Source organism: Pseudomonadota bacterium, assembly GCA_016927275.1.
Lineage (GTDB): Bacteria > UBA10199 > UBA10199 > 2-02-FULL-44-16 > JAAZCA01 > JAFGMW01.
Genome location: JAFGMW010000084.1, coordinates 1 through 18,037, shown reverse-complemented (window position 1 = coordinate 18,037; position 18,037 = coordinate 1). Strand labels below are relative to the sequence as shown.

Annotated in this window: 19 protein-coding genes and 3 tRNA genes; 20 read left to right on the top strand and 2 right to left on the bottom strand. The window is 63.2% G+C overall.

Annotated elements, in window-relative coordinates; all coding sequences use genetic code 11:
* The first annotated feature begins 15 nt into the window (after positions 1-15).
* From spoVG to dnaB, 10 genes are all read left to right on the top strand, one after another.
* Positions 16-306, top strand: a complete 291-nt coding sequence (spoVG, locus tag JXA24_05755; protein MBN1283258.1) for a septation regulator SpoVG — start codon at positions 16-18, stop codon at positions 304-306.
* 23 nt (positions 307-329) lie between these two features.
* Positions 330-400, top strand: a tRNA-Gln gene (locus JXA24_05750).
* A 75-nt stretch (positions 401-475) separates the two neighbouring features.
* Complete coding sequence (locus JXA24_05745; protein ID MBN1283257.1) at positions 476-1,426, top strand: ribose-phosphate pyrophosphokinase; 951 nt, start codon at positions 476-478, stop codon at positions 1,424-1,426.
* A gap of 18 nt (positions 1,427-1,444) precedes the next feature.
* The gene (locus JXA24_05740) at positions 1,445-2,191 is read left to right on the top strand and encodes a 50S ribosomal protein L25 (GenBank protein MBN1283256.1); all 747 of its coding nucleotides are present in this window, start codon (positions 1,445-1,447) and stop codon (positions 2,189-2,191) included.
* A 5-nt stretch (positions 2,192-2,196) separates the two neighbouring features.
* Positions 2,197-2,754 (top strand): aminoacyl-tRNA hydrolase, encoded by a 558-nt coding sequence (locus tag JXA24_05735; GenBank protein MBN1283255.1) that lies wholly within the window; start codon positions 2,197-2,199, stop codon positions 2,752-2,754.
* Between the two features lie 120 nt (positions 2,755-2,874).
* Positions 2,875-3,309: a 30S ribosomal protein S6 gene (gene rpsF / locus JXA24_05730; GenBank protein ID MBN1283254.1), complete on the top strand. Its 435-nt coding sequence runs from the start codon at positions 2,875-2,877 to the stop codon at positions 3,307-3,309.
* A 3-nt stretch (positions 3,310-3,312) separates the two neighbouring features.
* Complete coding sequence (locus JXA24_05725) at positions 3,313-3,603, top strand: 30S ribosomal protein S18 (protein MBN1283253.1); 291 nt, start codon at positions 3,313-3,315, stop codon at positions 3,601-3,603.
* A 7-nt stretch (positions 3,604-3,610) separates the two neighbouring features.
* Positions 3,611-4,648 carry a DUF2232 domain-containing protein gene (locus JXA24_05720; protein ID MBN1283252.1) on the top strand — a complete coding sequence of 346 codons (1,038 nt, stop codon included), beginning with the start codon at positions 3,611-3,613 and terminating at the stop codon, positions 4,646-4,648.
* 26 nt (positions 4,649-4,674) lie between these two features.
* Entirely contained in the window at positions 4,675-5,118 is a 444-nt protein-coding gene (locus JXA24_05715; protein ID MBN1283251.1) for a 50S ribosomal protein L9, read from the top strand.
* Positions 5,119-5,181: 63 nt separating this feature from the next.
* On the top strand, positions 5,182-6,552 hold the full coding sequence (gene dnaB, locus JXA24_05710) for a replicative DNA helicase (GenBank protein MBN1283250.1): 1,371 nt from the start codon (positions 5,182-5,184) through the stop codon (positions 6,550-6,552).
* A 5-nt stretch (positions 6,553-6,557) separates the two neighbouring features.
* On the opposite strand, the gene JXA24_05705 is transcribed toward dnaB, so the two are convergent.
* Entirely contained in the window at positions 6,558-7,196 is a 639-nt protein-coding gene (locus tag JXA24_05705) for a hypothetical protein (protein ID MBN1283249.1), read from the bottom strand.
* 65 nt (positions 7,197-7,261) lie between these two features.
* Here JXA24_05705 and JXA24_05700 point away from each other — a divergent pair, with 65 nt between their 5' ends.
* From JXA24_05700 to JXA24_05690, 3 genes are all read left to right on the top strand, one after another.
* A complete protein-coding gene (locus tag JXA24_05700; protein ID MBN1283248.1) occupies positions 7,262-7,870 on the top strand; it encodes an XTP/dITP diphosphatase in 609 nt (202 codons plus the stop codon).
* A 9-nt stretch (positions 7,871-7,879) separates the two neighbouring features.
* A tRNA-Pro gene (locus JXA24_05695) sits at positions 7,880-7,955 on the top strand.
* 36 nt (positions 7,956-7,991) lie between these two features.
* Positions 7,992-8,065: transfer RNA gene (locus JXA24_05690), tRNA-Arg, on the top strand.
* Positions 8,066-8,125: 60 nt separating this feature from the next.
* On the opposite strand, the gene JXA24_05685 is transcribed toward JXA24_05690, so the two are convergent.
* Positions 8,126-8,398 carry an HU family DNA-binding protein gene (locus JXA24_05685; protein MBN1283247.1) on the bottom strand — a complete coding sequence of 91 codons (273 nt, stop codon included), beginning with the start codon at positions 8,396-8,398 and terminating at the stop codon, positions 8,126-8,128.
* A 450-nt stretch (positions 8,399-8,848) separates the two neighbouring features.
* Here JXA24_05685 and gyrA point away from each other — a divergent pair, with 450 nt between their 5' ends.
* The 7 genes from gyrA (at position 8,849) to JXA24_05650 (ending at position 17,799) form a co-directional block, all read left to right on the top strand.
* Entirely contained in the window at positions 8,849-11,290 is a 2,442-nt protein-coding gene (gyrA, locus tag JXA24_05680; protein MBN1283246.1) for a DNA gyrase subunit A, read from the top strand.
* Positions 11,291-11,292: 2 nt separating this feature from the next.
* Positions 11,293-12,174 (top strand): tetratricopeptide repeat protein, encoded by an 882-nt coding sequence (locus tag JXA24_05675; GenBank protein ID MBN1283245.1) that lies wholly within the window; start codon positions 11,293-11,295, stop codon positions 12,172-12,174.
* Between the two features lie 39 nt (positions 12,175-12,213).
* Positions 12,214-12,648 (top strand): nucleoside-diphosphate kinase, encoded by a 435-nt coding sequence (gene ndk / locus JXA24_05670; protein ID MBN1283244.1) that lies wholly within the window; start codon positions 12,214-12,216, stop codon positions 12,646-12,648.
* Between the two features lie 151 nt (positions 12,649-12,799).
* The gene (locus tag JXA24_05665) at positions 12,800-13,216 is read left to right on the top strand and encodes an archease (GenBank protein ID MBN1283243.1); all 417 of its coding nucleotides are present in this window, start codon (positions 12,800-12,802) and stop codon (positions 13,214-13,216) included.
* Positions 13,217-13,233: 17 nt separating this feature from the next.
* Positions 13,234-14,064 carry a hypothetical protein gene (locus tag JXA24_05660; protein ID MBN1283242.1) on the top strand — a complete coding sequence of 277 codons (831 nt, stop codon included), beginning with the start codon at positions 13,234-13,236 and terminating at the stop codon, positions 14,062-14,064.
* A 332-nt stretch (positions 14,065-14,396) separates the two neighbouring features.
* The gene (locus JXA24_05655; protein ID MBN1283241.1) at positions 14,397-16,793 is read left to right on the top strand and encodes a hypothetical protein; all 2,397 of its coding nucleotides are present in this window, start codon (positions 14,397-14,399) and stop codon (positions 16,791-16,793) included.
* A 34-nt stretch (positions 16,794-16,827) separates the two neighbouring features.
* Positions 16,828-17,799: a hypothetical protein gene (locus JXA24_05650; GenBank protein ID MBN1283240.1), complete on the top strand. Its 972-nt coding sequence runs from the start codon at positions 16,828-16,830 to the stop codon at positions 17,797-17,799.
* The last annotated feature ends 238 nt before the right edge of the window (positions 17,800-18,037 follow it).

The following is an 18,037-nucleotide window of genomic DNA, read 5'->3' as shown; positions in this document are numbered from 1 at the left end:
CTTCGGGAGGGGGAGATGGAGATCACCGACGTTCGCGTGTATCCGGTTGAGGAGGAGAAGCTGAAGGGCTACGCCACGATCACGTTCGACAACTGCTTCGTGGTGAGGGACGTGAAGATAATAAGCGGCCCGAAGGGGCTCTTCGTGGCGATGCCGTCGAAGAAGCGAAAGGACGGGACCTACCGCGATACCGCCCATCCGCTGAACAGCGAGGTGAGGGGCCTTATCGAAACGAGGGTGCTCGGGGCCTACAGGGTGGAGAGGGAGCGGGGCGTTGGGCTCGACGGGCCGAATCTGGAGGAGTGAGGCGCTTCACGGGCGGTTATTTTTGGGGCGTCGACAAGCGGTAAGTCACCAGCCTTTGGAGCTGGCATCGGAGGTTCGAATCCTCCCGCCCCAGCAGAAGATTCCGTAACTGGTGACTGGTGACTGGTGACCGGTGGCCGTTGTCGGGCCACAAGACCCGGAGGTCGGAATGTTCGGGAACAACAACCTGGTGCTCCTGGCTGGAAACTCAAACAGGACCCTCGCGGAGGCCATAGCCGCCTCCCTCAAGCGGAAGCTGTGCCACGCCAAGGTCACCAAGTTCTCCGACGGCGAGACGTGGGTTGAGGTCGAGGACAACGTCCGCGGCGCGGACGTCTTCGTCATCCAGTCGACGAGCCACCCGGCCAACGACCACATCATGGAGCTGCTGGTCATGATCGACGCCCTCAAGAGGGCCAGCGCCGGCCGGATCACGGCGGTCATACCGTACTACGGCTACGCAAGGCAGGACCGAAAGGTCAGCCCCCGCACGCCCATCAGCTCGAAGCTCGTGGCCGACCTCATCACCGCGGCGGGCGCGGAGAGGGTGCTCACCATGGAGCTGCACGCGGGGCAGATTCAGGGCTTCTTCAACATACCGGTCGATCACCTCTTCGCGAAGCCGGTGCTGCTGGACTACCTGAAGGGCAGGTTCCCCGCCGACCATCTGGCCATAGTCGCCCCGGACGCGGGCGGCGCGGAGAGGGCGCGCTCCTTCGCCAAGCACCTCCACTCCCCCATGGTGATGATAGACAAGCGCCGGGTGAGGCCGAACGAGAGCGAGGTCATGCACCTCATCGGCGATGTCGATGGGAGGGACGCGGTCATAGTCGACGACATGATAGACACCGGCGGCACGATGGTGGAGGCCGCCGAAGCCCTGATCAGAAACGGCGCGAAGAGCGTGTTCGCCTGCTGCACACATCCGGTTCTGTCGGGCCCCGCGATATCGAGGATCAACGACTCGAAGATCGAGGAGCTGATCGTCACCGACACCGTGCCCCTGGGCGACAAGGCTGAGAGGTGCCGAAAGATACGGGTCCTCTCCGTCGCCGGGCTGCTCGGTGAGGCCATCAAGAGGATACACGACGCTGATTCGGTCTCATCTTTGTTTGTCTGATCATCGGGAGGAGGAAGAATGGAGAAGGTATCGCTTACGGTGCAGAGGAGGGAGCCGGGCAAGGGTCCGGCCAGCAGGATGCGCGCGGCCGGGACGATCCCGGGCGTGCTCTACGGCAAGAAGATCGAGCCGCTCCCCATCAAGGTGAACGAGCGCGATCTCGAGACCGCCACGAAGACCAAGGCGGGCATGAACGTCATCGTGAACCTCACGGTCGAGGGCGTCGACTCCGGCCTCGCTTTCATACGCGACTACCAGGCCGACCCGTTCCGCCGCACGTTCACGCACGTCGACTTCCAGGCCATCAGCATCGACGAGCCGATCGATATCGAGGTGCCGCTCGTGCTGGTCGGCGAGTGCAAGGGCGTCAAGGAGGAGGGCGGAGTCATCGAGCAGGCGCGCCGCACGCTGCAGGTGAAGGCGCTGCCCGACCGCATCCCGGAGAAGATCGAGGTCGACACGACCGAGCTCATGATCGGCGACAACATCCACGCCGACGACATCAAACTGCCCGACGGCGTGGAGTTCCCGCACCTCACGAACTTCGCTATCCTCTCCGTCGTGCCTCCGGCCAAGGAGGAGGTCGCGGCGCCGATCGTCCCGCTCGAGGGTGAGGCCGCCGCAGCGGTCGAGGGCGCTGCCCCGGCCGAGGGCGCCGCTGCAGCCCCCGCTGAGGGCGCCGAGGGCGCCGCCAAGCCGGGCGCCAAGCCGGGCGCCAAGCCTGCTGCCGGCAAGGAGAAGGCGGGCAAGGAAGAGAAGGCATAGTCGCCGTGAAGCTAATCGCCGGACTGGGAAACCCGGGCCGCTCGTACGCGCGGCAACGCCACAACGCAGGATTCCTCGTCGTGGACGAGCTGGCGAAGAGACACGGCATAAGGCTCGCGAAGCGCTCATTCGGGGCCTTGACAGGCAGCGGGGTCCTGGCTGGGGAATCGGTCCTCCTCGTGAAGCCGATGCAGTACATGAACCTCTCGGGGGGGCCGGTCAGGTCGCTGCTCGGGTACTACAGGCTGGGCCCCGATTCGCTGATCGTCGTGCACGACGACCTGGACATAGAGCCGGGCCGAATAAAGCTGGGGAGGGGCTCAGGGCACGCGGGACACAACGGGGTCCGCTCTATAATAGACGAGCTGGACACCTGCGATTTCCTGAGGGTGAGGGTCGGTGTCGGAAGGCCTCCCGAGGATGTGGACGGGGCCGACTACGTGCTCTCGCCGTTTGACAAATCGGAGAAGGAGGCCGTGGCGGAGACGGTCGCCATGGCTGCGGATGCGGTCGCTCTCCTCGTGGAGAAGGGGCTGGCCGCCGCCCAGCAGAAGTATCATTGATGACAACTGAATATTCTACCGATCGCTGGTCACCGATCGCCGATGACCGATCACCGAATTTACTCCTTAGTCCCGGGATTGGCCCGGGGCTTCATTGATAATGAACCGAGAGGAGGATCCATGAGGGAGTACGAGACAGTAGTAATCACCCGCGCCGACCTTCCGGAGTCGGACCAGAAGCAGATCCACGACAGGTGCAAGACCTTCGTGGAGAAGCGGGAAGGGCGTCTGTTCTACGCCCGCAACATGGGGAAGCGAAACCTCGCCTACCCGATCAAGAAGCAGCAGAAGGGCCTCTACACCTGCTACGACTACGCCGCCGGCGGGAGCACGGTCAGCGAGATCGAGCGCAGCCTGCGCCTCGACGACAACGTCCTGCGCTTCCTGACGGTCGTCAGGAAAGAGGATGTGGACGTAGAGGCCCGCGCCGCGGAGATCGTCGCCAGGGGAGAGGACGTCGCGGCCCCTGTCGAGGAGGCTGCGCCCAGGGCGCGGCCGGCCTTCGACGACGAGAACGGCTACTCTTCGAGCGGTCGATCCAGGGAGGAGGAATAAACCATGTACGGAGACAGGAAGAAAAAGGCGTTCGGCAAGAAGAAGGGGTTCAAGAAGAAGGGCCGCCTGATGAACAGGCCGAGGGTGTGCCGCTTCTGCGCCGACAAGAAGCTCACCATAGACTACAAGGACGCGAGGCTCCTCACCGGGTACACGACCGAGCGCGGCAAGATAATACCGCGCAGGATATCCGGCTGCTGCGCGAGGCACCAGCGCGAGCTGACGTTGGCGATAAAGCGGGGCCGCATACTGGCATTCATACCGTTCACCGCCACGCAGGTGTCGATGTCCTGAGGATATGATGCGCACTCTATTGAGCCAGAGCAAGGCCGCGGCGGCGGGCGCAGCGATCGCGATCGCCCTGTACTTCAGCGGCCTGTTTACGCTGCTCGCCCCGATCCCGGTGCTGTACGTCTATGTGACCAGGGGCAGGGCTGCAGGGCTGACCTCCGCGCTGGCGTCGGGGCTCATCGTGGTCCTTTCTTACATCTTCCTCATGCCGGCCGCCGCGTCGGGAGACGGGCTGCTCGCGTATGTGCTCATGCCCGGTCAGGGCCTCGACGTCTATCTGCCCTCGGATGTGATCGCCGTCGGCGGCATCGGCTACTTCGCGTTCTACCTGGCGATAGCGATTGCCCTCGGCGAGGGCTCCCTCCGCAGGTGGGAGCTGCTCAAGTGGGGCGGCGCGGCCTTTGTCGCCGGAATCGCCGTGATCGCGATCGTGGCCGCGGCGTCGATTCATCTCGGCGCGGCCGGCGTGATCGAAGGGCTGCGCTCGTATCTGGCCGCGGTCGTCGGCGGGGTGGCCCGGATGAGAGAGCAGGGGGGCGAGGCGGGGGCGCAGATGGCGTTTCTGGCCGACAGGGCCCCGGACGCGGCCGCCTTCTTCGTGCGCATGATGCCCGGCATAGCGGTCCTGTTCACATCCCTCACGGTGGCGATCAACATCATCGTCTGCCGAAGGGTGATCAAGGGCTCGCACGCGTTTTCCCACGTGCACAACGTCGCGAGGTTCAGGGTCCCGGACCTGCTGATCTGGGGGGTCATCGTCTCGGGGGCCGCATTTTTCCTGGATTCGTACGCGCTCCACAGCGGCGTCGCGAGGGACGTGGCGCTCAATGTCCTCATCGCGCTGGGCGCGATCTATTTCCTGCAGGGCATGGCTGTTATCATCTACTTCGTGCAGGGGATAAAAGCCCCTCTGTTGAGGGGGCTGGCCTACGTGGCCATGGTGCTTTTTCTGCAGACCGTGAGCCTCGGGCTTCTGGCGGTAGGGATCGCCGACGTCTGGGCGAACTTCAGGCTCAGGCGATGGCGCGCGATACACCATCATTCATGAGAACGACGGCAATCAAGGAGGACAAGATGCAGGTAATATTGCAGCAGGATGTCCCGAGCCTCGGAAGGGCGGGCGACGTGGTGATCGTGCGGGAGGGTTACGGCCGCAACTACCTCCTGCCGAAAAAGCTCGCGGTGGTCGCCGATACGGGCAATATCAAGCAGCTCGAGCACCACAAGCGCGTGGTGGCGGCGAAGCTCTCCAAGATGAAGAAATCTGCTCTGGACCTCTCCACGAGGCTCTCTCAGGTCTCCATCACCATCGCCCGCGAGTCGGGCGAGGAGGACAAGATCTTCGGCTCCGTCACCGGCAAAGACCTGGCCGATGCGCTCAGGGGCGAGGGGTTCACCATCGACCGCCACGATATCAGGCTCGACGAGCCGATCAAGGCGCTGGGGATATTCGAGGTGCCTGTCAGGCTGCATCCCGAGGTCACGGGCACGGTCAAGGTCTGGGTGGTCAAAAAATAGGCGAAGGGCCAAAGGCGCATGGCGTCGGGAGAAACCATGTCATCGCTTCAGGAAACCCAGGGGATGAAGCTGCCGCCGCAGAACCACGAGGCGGAGATCTCCGTCCTGGGCGGGATGCTCATCGACAACGAGTCGATCAACAGGGTCGTTGAGATACTCTCGGCCGACGATTTCTATCGGGAGGCGCACCGCAGGATATACTCCGCCGTCATATCCCTGTATCAGCGAAACGAGCCCGCCGACCTCGTAACGATCACCGCGGAGCTGAAATCGGCCGGCGCGCTCGATCAGGTGGGGGGGGCCTCCTACCTCTCGTCCCTCGTCGATCGGGTCCCCACCGCGGCCAACGCCGCCTCATACGCCAGGATAGTCCGCGACAAGGCGATACTGCGCCAGCTCATCGAGGGCGCGACGCGCATCTGCGAGCTCGGCTACCAGGAGAAGGGCGAGGTCGACGAGTTCGTCGACTCGGCCGAGAAGATCATCTTCGACGTCGCGCAGAAGCGCATCCGCCAGGGGTTCACCAGCGTCAAGGACATCGTCAAGGCGAGCTTCAAGGCGATCGAACAGCTCTACGAGCGCAAGGAGCTGATCACCGGCGTGGGCACCGGATACCGCGAGTTCGACAGGCTCACCTGCGGGCTTCAAAAATCGGATCTCATAGTCATAGCGGGCCGCCCCAGCATGGGCAAGACCGCCTTCGCGCTCAACATCGTGGAGCACGCGGCCATAGAGAACGGCGTCACCTGCGCCGTCTTCTCGCTCGAGATGTCCAAGGAGCAGCTGGTGCAGCGCATGCTCTGCTCGCGCGCGGAGGTCGACGCCTCAAAGCTCAGGGGCGGCTTCCTCGCGGAGAGCGACTGGCCGAGGCTGACTCGGGCGGCCGGCCTCCTCTCCGAGGCGCCGATATTCATCGACGACAGCCCGGCGCTGAACGCGCTGGAGATCAGGGCCAAGGCGCGCAGGCTCCAGAGGGAGCGCGGGCTGGGGCTCGTGGTCGTGGACTACCTTCAGCTGATGCGGGGCATCGGCCGCGTCGAGAGCCGCGAGCGCGAGATATCGGAGATATCCAGGGCGCTCAAGGCCCTGGCCAAGGAGATCGGCGTGCCGGTGGTCGCGCTTTCGCAGCTCAACCGCGGCGTGGAGGCGCGCCAGGACAAGCGGCCGCAGCTGGCCGACCTGCGCGAATCGGGCGCCATCGAGCAGGACGCGGACGTGATAGCGTTCATCTACCGCGACGAGATGTACAACCGCGAGAGCCCCGACAAGGGCAAGGCCGAGATACTCATCGGCAAGCAGAGAAACGGCCCCACCGGCAGGGTCGTGCTGGCCTTCCGCACCAGCCTAACCCGCTTCGACGACCTGGCGCACGGGCCGGACGACTACGTCGCGCCGTCGGCGGTCCCGGCCGAAGAGGACGCAGCGCAGTTCTGATCGCTTCAGTAGTGGACGCCGATGAATCCGGTGCCCGTGAAGGAGGGATGAAAGCCGCCCTTGTACACCGGCGTGCCGGGCACGCCGCCCACGGTCTGGGATATCCCGTCGTAGTAGAAGAGGTCCTCCTGCAGATCGATCCCGAAGAAGAAGTATTTTTTCCATATGAAGGCGATGCCGCCGCCGACCGAGGGGCCGTAGCCCAGGCTCGTCACCTTGCCGGTGCCTGCGGCGGGGGTGTCGGGGAGGATCGAGGCGCGCAGCCCGGCGCCCGCCTTTGCGAAGGGCATGACTCGGAAGGTGGGGAAGTCGGTGAGCGCGTCGAGTATGAGGAAGTACTTGGTGGTGACGACAGCGGAGGCGTAGTGCACCCGGTTTCCGGAATTCCGGTCGGTCGAGTAGAGGCCCTGCAGCTCGGTCGCGAACCAGTCGTAGATGTTCCAGCCGAAGATGAAGCCGAACGCGGGCTCGAACTCGCCCGCGACCTTCGTGCCGGTGACCTGGTCCGTGTCGAACTCGGTCTGCGCCGCTCCGGCCTCGATGGCGAGATACGGCCCCACGTTGAAGCCCTTCTGCGGCCTGGCCTCCGCGGCGGTCCAGGCGAGCATCAGCATGGCTATGGTGAACAGCTGTATTCGGCGCATCTACTGAGTTTTACCCTTTGGTCCGGTCCTTGTAAAGCGGCGCCGCCTCTGCTATTCACGGGTCCATGAAACTCGTTCTGGCTACAAGAAACGATGGCAAGGTAAAGGAGCTTGCGCACATGCTCGAGGGCATGGATGTCACACTCTCCTCGCTCATCGACCACCCGGAGGTCCCGCAGATCGAGGAGCACGGCTCCACGTTCCTGGCCAACGCGCGCATCAAGGCGCGCGCGGTATGCGAGATAACGGGTCTGCCCGCGCTCGCCGACGACTCCGGGCTTGTCGTCGAAGCGCTCGGCGGGTCGCCAGGGGTGAACTCCGCGCGGTACGCGGGGGAGCAGGGGGACTACAAGGCCAACAACGAGAAGCTCCTGCGGGAGATGAGGGGCGTGCCCGACGGCAGGAGGCAGGCCGCCTTCGTCTGCTGCATGGTCCTGGCCGAGCCCGGCGGCGGCGAGTGGGACGCGTGCGGACGCTGCGATGGCGAGATCATCCGCGAGTACCGCGGCACCGAAGGATTCGGCTTCGACCCCCTCTTCTTCGTGCCGGGCGAGGGGAAGACCATGGCCGAGCTCCCGATGGGGCGCAAGAACGAGATCAGTCACCGAGGGAAGGCCCTCGCCAGGATGAGGGAAATACTGGTTGATATTTTGGGGAAAAGAGAGAATTCATAGGCCGATTTCCGGGGTGTAGCTCAGCCTGGCCTAGAGCGCCTGGTTTGGGACCAGGAAGTCGGAGGTTCAAATCCTCTCACCCCGACATTGTAGTTATTAATGTTCTGTTCTTTGAAATCATGCGCCCATAGCTCAGCGGATCAGAGCACGAGCCTTCTAAGCTCGGGGTCGCAGGTTCGAATCCTGCTGGGCGCGCAATGCAAAAAAGGCGCCCGTACGGAGCGCCTTTTTCGTAAACCCTTTGAGAGTGGTCTATCAGCTTACCCAATCCTTCAGCTGCTTGCCCGGCTTGAAGCGCGGCACGTTGCGAGCCTTGATGTTGATCACCGCGCCCGTCTGCGGGTTGCGCCCCGTGCGAGCCCGACGCTTGGAGACGTAGAACGTCCCGAAGCCCGTCAGCGTGATCTTGTCCTTCTTGCGCATGCACTTCGCGATGTTCTGGGTCACCGTGTTGAGCAGCTGCTCAGCCAGGGACTTCGAGATGCGGCAATCCTTCGCGATGTAGTTGATCAGTTCGGCCTTTGTCATGTTGTCACCCCCTTTCCCGTGTGGATTCGGAGGACGGCCGCTGTAAATGCTTGATGGGCTTGCATTAGCCGCCATCCGTGGCCGCAAATCTACTTTTCGCGGCGCGCCGTGTCAAACAAAATGATGCGGCTGAGCGAGTTTTTTGCTGCATCAGCGGGTGCGAAGATCCCCCCGGAGGGCAGGCGACGGGTTTTCCGACAGGGGTGGCGGTTGACGGCAAACCCTTTATTTATCGTATTTTTAGGGGGGCGGCCTCCCCCTTAAATCCGTTGACTTTTGGGGGGTCGGCGTGCAGAATCACGGCGTTTCGTGAGGCGGCAGGGCTTGCCCCGGCCGCCCGTTTTCTCATCAGAGTGACGGACCTGGCATAAATTAATTCGCCCCCCTCATCCTCCCCTCTCCCTCGAGGGAGAGGGTGACTCCGAAGATTCTTAAGGAGGATGGCACCAGATGAACAGCGCCGCGGAGATAATACCGATCAACATAGAAGACGAGATGAAGGGCTCCTACCTCGATTACGCCATGAGCGTGATCATAGGGCGGGCGCTGCCCGACGTGCGCGACGGGCTCAAGCCGGCCCACCGCCGCATCCTCTACGCCATGTACCGCGAGGGGATCCTCTCGAACAAGCGCTTCTCCAAGTGCGCGGGCGTCGTGGGCGAGGTGCTGAAGAAGTACCACCCCCACGGCGACGCCGCGGTCTACGACACGCTCGTGCGCATGGCGCAGGACTGGAACATGCGCTACCCGCTCATCGACGGCCAGGGCAACTTCGGCTCGATCGACGGCGACTCCGCCGCAGCCTACCGCTACACCGAGGCCAGGCTCAAGGCCATCGCCGAGGAGCTGCTCGCGGACATCGACAAGGAGACCGTCGACTTCACGCCCAATTTCGACGAGACCACGGTCGAGCCGGTCGTGCTCCCCTCCAAGATCCCCAACCTGCTCGTCAACGGCTCCGACGGCATAGCGGTCGGCATGGCCACCAAGATCCCGCCGCACAACCTCGGCGAGGTCGTGGACGGGCTGGTGGCGCTGATCGACGACCCCGCGCTCACGGTAAAGGACCTCATGAAGCACGTGCCGGGCCCCGACTTCCCGACCGGCGCCGCAATCCACGGCAGGGACGGCATCAAGTCCGCCTACGAGACCGGCAGGGGCCAGGTGGTGCTGCGCGCGAAGGCGATGATCGAGCCCATGGCCCGCGGCGACCGCGAGTCGATCGTGGTCACCGAGATACCATACCAGGTCAACAAGGCGCGCCTCATCGAGCGGATCGCGGAGCTCACGCGCGACGGCAAGATCGACGGCATATCGGACATACGAGACGAGTCGGACCGCGACGGGATGCGCATAGTGGTCGAGCTCAAGAGGGGGGTGGTCGCCGGCGTCGTGCTCAACCAGCTCTACACCCACACATCGCTCCAGACGAGCGTGGGCATCATCATGCTCGCGATCGTCGCGGGCCAGCCGAGGACGCTCTCGCTCAAGGACGCGCTCTCCCTCTTCATCGACCACCGCAGGGAGGTGGTCACCCGCAGGACCGCGTTCGACCTCGCAAAGGCCGAGGAGAGGGCCCACATCCTGGAGGGGCTCAGGATCGCCATCGAGAACATCGACGAGGTGGTGGCCCTGATCAAGAAGTCCAAGGAGCCGGCCGCGGCGCGCGACGCCCTGATGAAGCGCTACAAGCTCTCGGAGCGCCAGGCGCAGGCGATCCTGGACCTGAGGCTCCAGCGGCTCACCGGTCTCGAGCGCGACAAGATCATCTCCGAGTACAAAGAGGTCATCGAGCTGATAAAGGAGCTGAGGGCCATCCTCGCCGACGAGAAGCGCGTCATGAGGATCATCCGCGAGGAGCTCATGGAGGTGAGGGGCAAGTACGCCGACGGGCGGCGCACCGAGATCAAGGGCAAGGCCGAGGAGCTCTCGGTGGAGGACCTCATCCAGGAGGAGGAGATGGTCATCACCGTCTCCCACCGCGGCTACATCAAGCGCAACCCCATCAGCATCTACCGCGCCCAGCGCAGGGGCGGCCGCGGCAAGCAGGGCATGGTCACGCGCGAGGAGGACTTCGTCGAGAACCTCTTCATCGCCTCCACCCACAGCTACGTCCTGATCTTCACCTCCACCGGCCGCGTCTTCTGGGTCAAGGTCCACGAGATACCGCAGGTGGGCAGGGTCGCGCGCGGCCAGGCGATAACCAACCTCGTGAACATGTCCGGCGAGGAGCGCATCGCCGCGGTGCTGCCGGTCAGGGAGTTCAGCGAGGGGCAGTTCGTCGTCATGGCCACGCGAAACGGCGTGATCAAGAAGACGGACCTCATGGCCTACGCCAACCCGCGAGCCGGCGGCATCATCGCCTTGTCCATAGACAAGGGCGACGAGCTGATCTCGGTGAGGCTCACGAACGGCAGCCAGCACCTCTTCCTCACCACGCGCAGCGGCCAGTCGCTCCGATGCGAGGAGGGCGACGTCAGGGCCATGGGCCGCACCGCGCGCGGGGTGCGCGGCATGTCTCTGCGCAAGGGCGACGAGCTCGTGGGCATGGAGGCGCTGGCCATCGACTCGCCGGTGCTAACCGTCACCGAGCGCGGGTACGGGAAGCGGAGCGACCTTTCCGAGTACAGGGTCCAGTCGCGCGGCGGCTCGGGCATACTCACCATCAAGGTGGCGGACAAGAACGGGCCCGTGGTCGGAGCTCTGCAGGTGACCGACGCCGACGACGTGATGATCGTGACCGACGGCGGAAAGGTCATCCGCTCCGGCGCCAAGGAGATACCGGTGATCGGCCGCAACACCCAGGGGGTTCGCCTCATATCGCTGGAGAAGGACGAAAAGGTCGTCACGGTTGCAAAGGTCGTGGAGGATGAGGGGGAGGTGGCGGAGTGAGGGTGCCCCTCCTGACGGCTCTTCTCGCCTGCGCGCTCGCTCTGGCCTCGTGCGGCCGGGCGCCCGCCGACTTCGACTCGAGTGTGGCCGAGGCCGAGGCGCTCATAGGGCTGGGCAGAGCCGGGCCCGCCGCATCCCGCTACCGCTCGATCGAAAGGGCGTTTCGCGACGACCCGCGCTGGGCCGGCGTCATGCTGCGCATCGCCGAGATAGAATCCAACATGCTCGGGGACCGCGCTGCGGCCGATCGCGCCCTCTCCGAGGTGGTGCGAAGGGCGCCGCTCACCGAGGCGGGCCGCATCGCGAGGGAGACGAGGGCCGGCGTCAGGGAGGCCTCGGGCGATTACCAGGGCGCCATCGAGGACTACACCGCCCTCATGAAGCACTTCCCCGAAGGGGGCCGCGACATGCTCTACCGCGTCGGGCTCGCCGGCGTCTACCTGACGGCGAAGGACTTCCGGCAGTCGCGCATCGAGATAAAACCGCTGGTCGAGGGGAAGGATGTTCCTCCCGAGGTGAAGGAGAAGGCGATATTCCTCGCGGCGGAGAGCTTCTTCCTCGACGGCCAGGTGCGAAAGGCCGCAGGTTACTACGAGTGGCTGATGCGCGAATTCCCCGAATCGCCGCTCGTCCCGGAGGCGAAGCTCCATCTGGCCACGTGCATCGAGGAGATGGGGCATCTCGGCGTGGCCCGGGACGTGACGAAGGGCGCGCTCGACGATTATCCCAACAAGGGGGTGGTCGAGGCGCGGCTCAAGAGCATAGACGAGCGGGGCACAAGGCCCGCGAAGCAGGTGCGCAAAGAGCTTGCCGCGGACTCCCCCCGCGGGGAGGGGCCGAAGGGGGAGCCGAAAAAGGTTTACAAAGAGGGGGAGCTAAACTAGCCTCCCTGAACCTTCATCAATAAATCTGAGGAGATACGTATGGCAACGGAGAGAACGCTGGCAATAATCAAGCCCGATGCGCTGGAGAAGGGCATCATAGGCGAGATCGTGAAGCGCATCGAGGAGGCCAACCTCAAGGTCGTGGGCATGAAGATGCTCAAGCTCGACAAGACCCGCGCAGAGGGGTTCTACGCGGTCCACAAGGGCAAGCCGTTCTTCGAAAGCCTTGTCAGCTTCATGGTCTCAGGCCCCTGTGTCGTGGCTGTGCTGGAGGGGGCGGGCGCCATCGACAACTGGCGCACGACCATGGGCGTCACCAACCCCGAGGAGGCGGCCGAGGGCACCATCCGCCGCGATTTCGGCACGAGCATCGAGCGCAACGCGGTCCACGGATCGGACGCAACTGACACGGCCAAGTTCGAGGTCAACTTCTTCTTCGAGCCGGGCGAGATCGTGAAGTACGACTGGCTCTAAAACCCGTGACTCGTGACTCGTGACTCGTGACTCGGGACTCGGGACTCGGGACCAGCGTGACAAAACCAGTTTGCCAGTCACCAGTCACGATTCACGGGTTACGAATTACGAGTCACGAGTTACGAGTTACGAGTCACGAGTCACGGGTTTCATGTATCAGATCATCGATCACACCGCTGACGTGGGAATGAGGGTCGAGGCGGGCTCGCTCCCGGAGCTCTTCACCGAGGCCGCGCAAGCCATGTTCGACCTCATGATCGAGCACAAACGCAGCCTCATCCCGTCCATAGAGGTGCCGATCTCGGTCGAGGCCCCGTCGCTCGATCAGCTCCTGGTGAGATGGCTCTCCGAGCTCCTGTTCGTCTTCGAGAGCCGCAGGCTCGTGCTCATGAACTTCTGGATAGACGAGCTGGCCCGCGGCCGCCTCTTCGGCGCAGCCAAGGGGCTGAAATTCGACAGCGCCAGGCACGCGCAGAAGATGGAGATAAAGGCGGTCACCTACCACAGGATAAAGGTGGAGGAGCTTTCGGACGGACGGTGGGTGGCAGAGGTTATATTCGACATCTGAAGAGGAGGATGCAGGACATGTCGGAGACTTTTGTCGATCTTCAGAGCAGGCCATGCCCTGTGCATTCATCGATGATCGGGCCGATCGAGATCGATACGGACGGCGATCTCGGGCAGGCGCTGATCGAGAGCTATTCGCGCTATTCGCTGGACGACGGCGAGGGACTGTGCTGCCTCCCCGATTCAATCGGCGCGTGCAGGTGGTTTGCCTACAGCGGCGGGGCGGGCGCGGTTGCCGGATCGGTCGATGACGACCGCTGCGATCCCCCCTCATCGAAGGCGGCCATCGAGGGCGCCGCCGTGCCTTCCGCCGCGAGAAAAGGGGAATGGGAAAACTCCGGGTGGTTCGATGCGATCAAGATGGGGGCGATCATCACCGGACTGTCGCTCATGACGTTCCTTTTCTTCAGGTCCATAATAGAGGCGGGCGCGGACAGCCGTATGGCGCTGGAGCGTCCGGGCGAGACCGGGATCCCGCCCGATCAAAGGCCCGCGAGTTTCCAGGCGGGCCAGGCTGCATATGACGTGGATCTGTCATTGCTCTCGGAGAGCGATTGGTTCAGGGACTTAGGGCAGATCGACCGGCTCCAGGTCAAGATGGTCCTGGACGACGATGCCCGAGAGGCGCTCAAGAGCCGGCACTTTGTGGAAAACTACGTGAAGGACGGAAGGCTCACCGAGGCCGGCCTCAGGTACCTCATCGACTCGCGCGACGGAAACCTCCTCGGGACCACAGACCTCCGCGTGGGACATGTCCCGCTCCGCACAAAGCGGCCCGATGGCCGCGAGCTCGGGAGGGTGATGAGGGTCGACGCACTCCGTCCCATTGGCAGGAGCGGCGTAAAATAGTTTCCTCGATTAAAGTCTAATATAATCAACATCTTACTGTTTATCTAAAAAATTTTTCCCGCCCTACGCAACCTGGGCCCCTATCCGCCGATAACAGTGTCGGAGGACGGAGTTGATCATGCATATAACTTGTTGTAATCAGTCGGTATTTACGAACGTGAAACTTTCAAGCAACTTTTTGCGGAAACTGCCGATAAATAAGCAGGGGCGGGGGAGTTTCCGTAGAACCGGAGGAACAGATGTCTGACACCGGAAAAGCGCCCGCGGCCCCTGCCTGTGTGCCATCAGCCGCCAATTACTGTCCGCCGGATACCCTGCCCACCTGCAGTTCTGTGAGGGATAATGGGGCGCAGTACTTCGACGAGCTCATGGTCGTCCCGGGCAAGGGCGGCCGCTCGGAGTTCGTGTTCGTGGGCGAAGGGGAGAAGACCCCTGACAAGGCGCTGAAGCCCACCGACACCGACAATCCGAAGACAGAACTCAACGACAGCCAGGTGAACGAAGCGGTGTACGCGGGCCACGTTGCCCGCGATGGATACCAGGGCCTCTGCCGGGGCGAGGACGGGTCGTATTTCGGTCACATGAGCTACGGCAGGCACATGGCGTTTTGCAATCAAGCCTCGGAATTCAACCAGATGGACCAGAGCGAGCTAGGCCTTCCGGTCCAGGACGTGGAGAAGCTGGTCGCGATGCTGGGGCTCGGGCCCACCGACTTCGCGATCAAGCCGGGCGGCGCCCCTGAGATGAAGGCGGACGGGACCTACACGCCCGGATACTACCAGTTCACCCAGAGCTACACGCGCCTGAGCCAGCTCATCGGCGCTGTCGAGAATTCGGCCTTCTTGATGATGGCTGCAGGGGTGCAGAGGGAGAGCCTGGTATCGCTGCTCGGGCACATGAAGATGATCATGAAGCCGTACGAGGCGCAGATGAAGGTCGCGGAGCAGCAGGACGGCATGTGGTGGAAGCAGTTCCTCGGCATGTTCGTGATGCAGGCGATCTTCAGCGTCCCCTTGCTCCTCATCTTCTACAAGCAGCTCAAGATGAGCAAGGCGCAGATGGGCATGATGAAGGAATCGATCGAGATGCAGAGGAAGATGATGGTGGGCGACTCGGACAAGAACAGGCTGGATAAATTCGCCACCGATCTCATCGCCAGCGAGAAGAAGAGGATGGCCTCCGACGTGGTGGCCAGCGAGATACGCGGGAGGGATTCCGAGGCGGTGGAGTTTCTCAACCGCCTGGCCAGGCCCAGGTACGCCAACCCCATGGTGGTGGGCCCCTCCGGCGTGGGAAAGGACAAGATAGTCGAGCGCGCCGCTCAGCTGATAGCCATCGGCGACCCCCGGGTCCCGAAACAGTTCAAGGACGGGACCATAAAGGGGATCTACATCGTCGACCCGAGCGCGTTCTCCGCAAACACCGGCATACGCGGAGACTCGGCGGCCCGCGCCCACGAGATCATAAAGGCCATGAACGAAGGGTATGCGGTCTACTTCCCTGAGATCGCAGACTTTTTGAGCTCAGGCGCCGCCATGGAGGGATCTTCGGAATCTCTGGCCAGCCAGCTCAAGGACGCGCTGACCCGCGGCACCGCGCGCTTCGCAGGATCCACGACGCAGGGCAGCTTCCAGAGCCTCGTGCGCACCATCCCGTGGCTGCGCGACATCGAGCGCCGCATGCCCCCCATGGAGGTCACCGACCTGCACATCGACATGATAAGGGACGTAATTCCGAAGTCCATGATACCGTATTACGAGAGCGCCTATGATGTGAAGATAACGGATACGGTCATGGACAAGGTGATAAACCTCGCGCTCAAGGACATGTCCGAAGGCAGCCATGCGAGGATCGATGCCATAGACCAGCTCCTGGTCAAATCGATAGAGGGCGCGGTCCAGAAGCGCAGGGTGAACGGCGAGGCGGTGGAGATCACAGATAAGGACGTTTATGAGGTAGTGCAGAAGAGGACCGGGAAGACCTTTGTGGAGATAGAGGCCGAGAGCGCCTCCTTTGAGGAGATCGTGCCGCCCAAGAGCGCCGAGGATATGGCGATGGAGCGCAGCTTCGCACAGTCGCTCGTGGAGCAGATGAAGGCGGATCGGTGGTTTTCAAGCCTCGACGAGTCGGCAAGGCGCGATGCGGTGCGCGTGGCCGGTTCGCTCCTGCTCGGCGATGGCGGCGAGCGCTTCCTCAACGCGGAGGGTGCGATCAAGGTGAAGGACCTCGCCCGCGAGGTGAAGCCGCTGATGCCCGATGTGGTCGCATCCTCTTCTCGAGCTCCGGCTCAGCCCGCGGCTTCGGAGTCGCGCGATGCGGACCGGAACGCGCAGGTCGAGGTCATGCGCCGAATGCTGGTGCAGGAGGCGGAGCTCGCTGCAGCGGGCAGGGAGAAGCCGCTCGGATTCGACATAGGGCAGCTCACCGAGACGGACCAGCAGGTTCTGGCAGAGAGGGCGTTCGCGAGGTTCGATCAGATCCTCGGAACGAAGAAGCAGGGCGATTTCGCGTACATGGTGGAGGACAGCGCTCGCCTCAAGGATGGCGCTGCGCTCAGGCTACTTGCCGAGGCGATGGCCGAAGCGAAAGATCCGCGCAAGGGCCTCGCGAGAGATCTTGCCAATGAGTACGCGAGGGTGAAGGAACGCGCGAAGGGGCGCGCGGATGGCGCCGAGAGGGCGGCCGAGACCGCAAAAAAGGGATTCTGGTCGCGCTTCAGCAGGAAATAAATGGGATTCTCCGGGGGGGATCGAGGAGAGAGACATGGGCAATAAAACAGGAAAAATTCCGCCGGTCGCGCCAGGGGCTGGGAATGCTCCCCTTGCCGGCTGGGAGGAGATCGCCGCGGAGCTCGAGAAGCCGAGGACCACGCAGGCGGGCTACGTGGTGGACGGCACCAACACGGTGTACAGCGGCCCATGGCAGGGCGAGTCTGCTGCGCTGTGCGATTCGCGCTGGGGCACGCAGACGCCGAGCGTCTTCAGCCTCAAGGGCTTGGAGTTCTCAAAGACCGAGGCGGTCTGTCTCAGGAAGGCGTGGGGCCTCGACCGCGACGCGTTCGTGCTCGACATCAGGAAGAGGCCCATGGGGACCTACTGCATAGAGAAGATGGATGCGTCAATTTACAAGAGTTATCTGAACGACGAGCAATTCGAGTCGTACAGGAAATGCCTGAAAGAAGATCAGGTCGAAAGACTGAACGAACTCCTCACGCTCGAGAGCGAACTCGATCACATGTTTTCGAAGGAAGGGGTGGTGGTAGGCAGCCTCGGTATTCTCTCCATGTTCATGATATTCGTCTGGCCAGGGCACAGATTCGGAACCTGGATTGACAATGGGATTAAAAAGGCAAAGGACGCCATTAAGAAGAACGGCCCGAAAGATCCTCCGGCCCCGCCGGCGAGCGGCGGCGGCAGCGCGAAGAAACCGGTTCTCGTGTACAGTCCGACGCCCGAAGGCACGTCGCAGTTCTACGCATACGATCCGGACGGCTTGATCGTGCCGACGTGGAATCCGGCGCCTCTGGCCGACGCCGTATCCGTGCCGAAGACAGGCGTTGCAGAGAAACTGGGGCTCATCGGGGCGGGGATCATGGGCGCTGTGCTTATGTTGATCGCGGGGCCTGCCGCGATGTCCATGGGCCTTTCGGGCTCAGCGGCCGGCGGCGCATTCATGGTCGCGCCCGGCGCCGACAAGGGCATGCCGGGCACGAGCAACATGGGCCCTGTGGCGTGACTTAAGGCACAAAAAAGTTTCCCTTCCTTTTCTGTCGCCGAGCTTCGGATCTCTTCCGGCTGGTAAAGCAGCGCTTTCGGCCCCTTCCTCGTCAACTGGCGCGCTCGCCCCGCTTTTTCTCGCGTAAATTCGGCAGACGGAGCGGGGCCGGGCATTCTTCTCGCTACGCTCGTCGCCTCAGGCGCCGGCTCCTCGCTGGGCTTTCGTCGGCCGGTTCATGACAGGCTACGGAATCCGG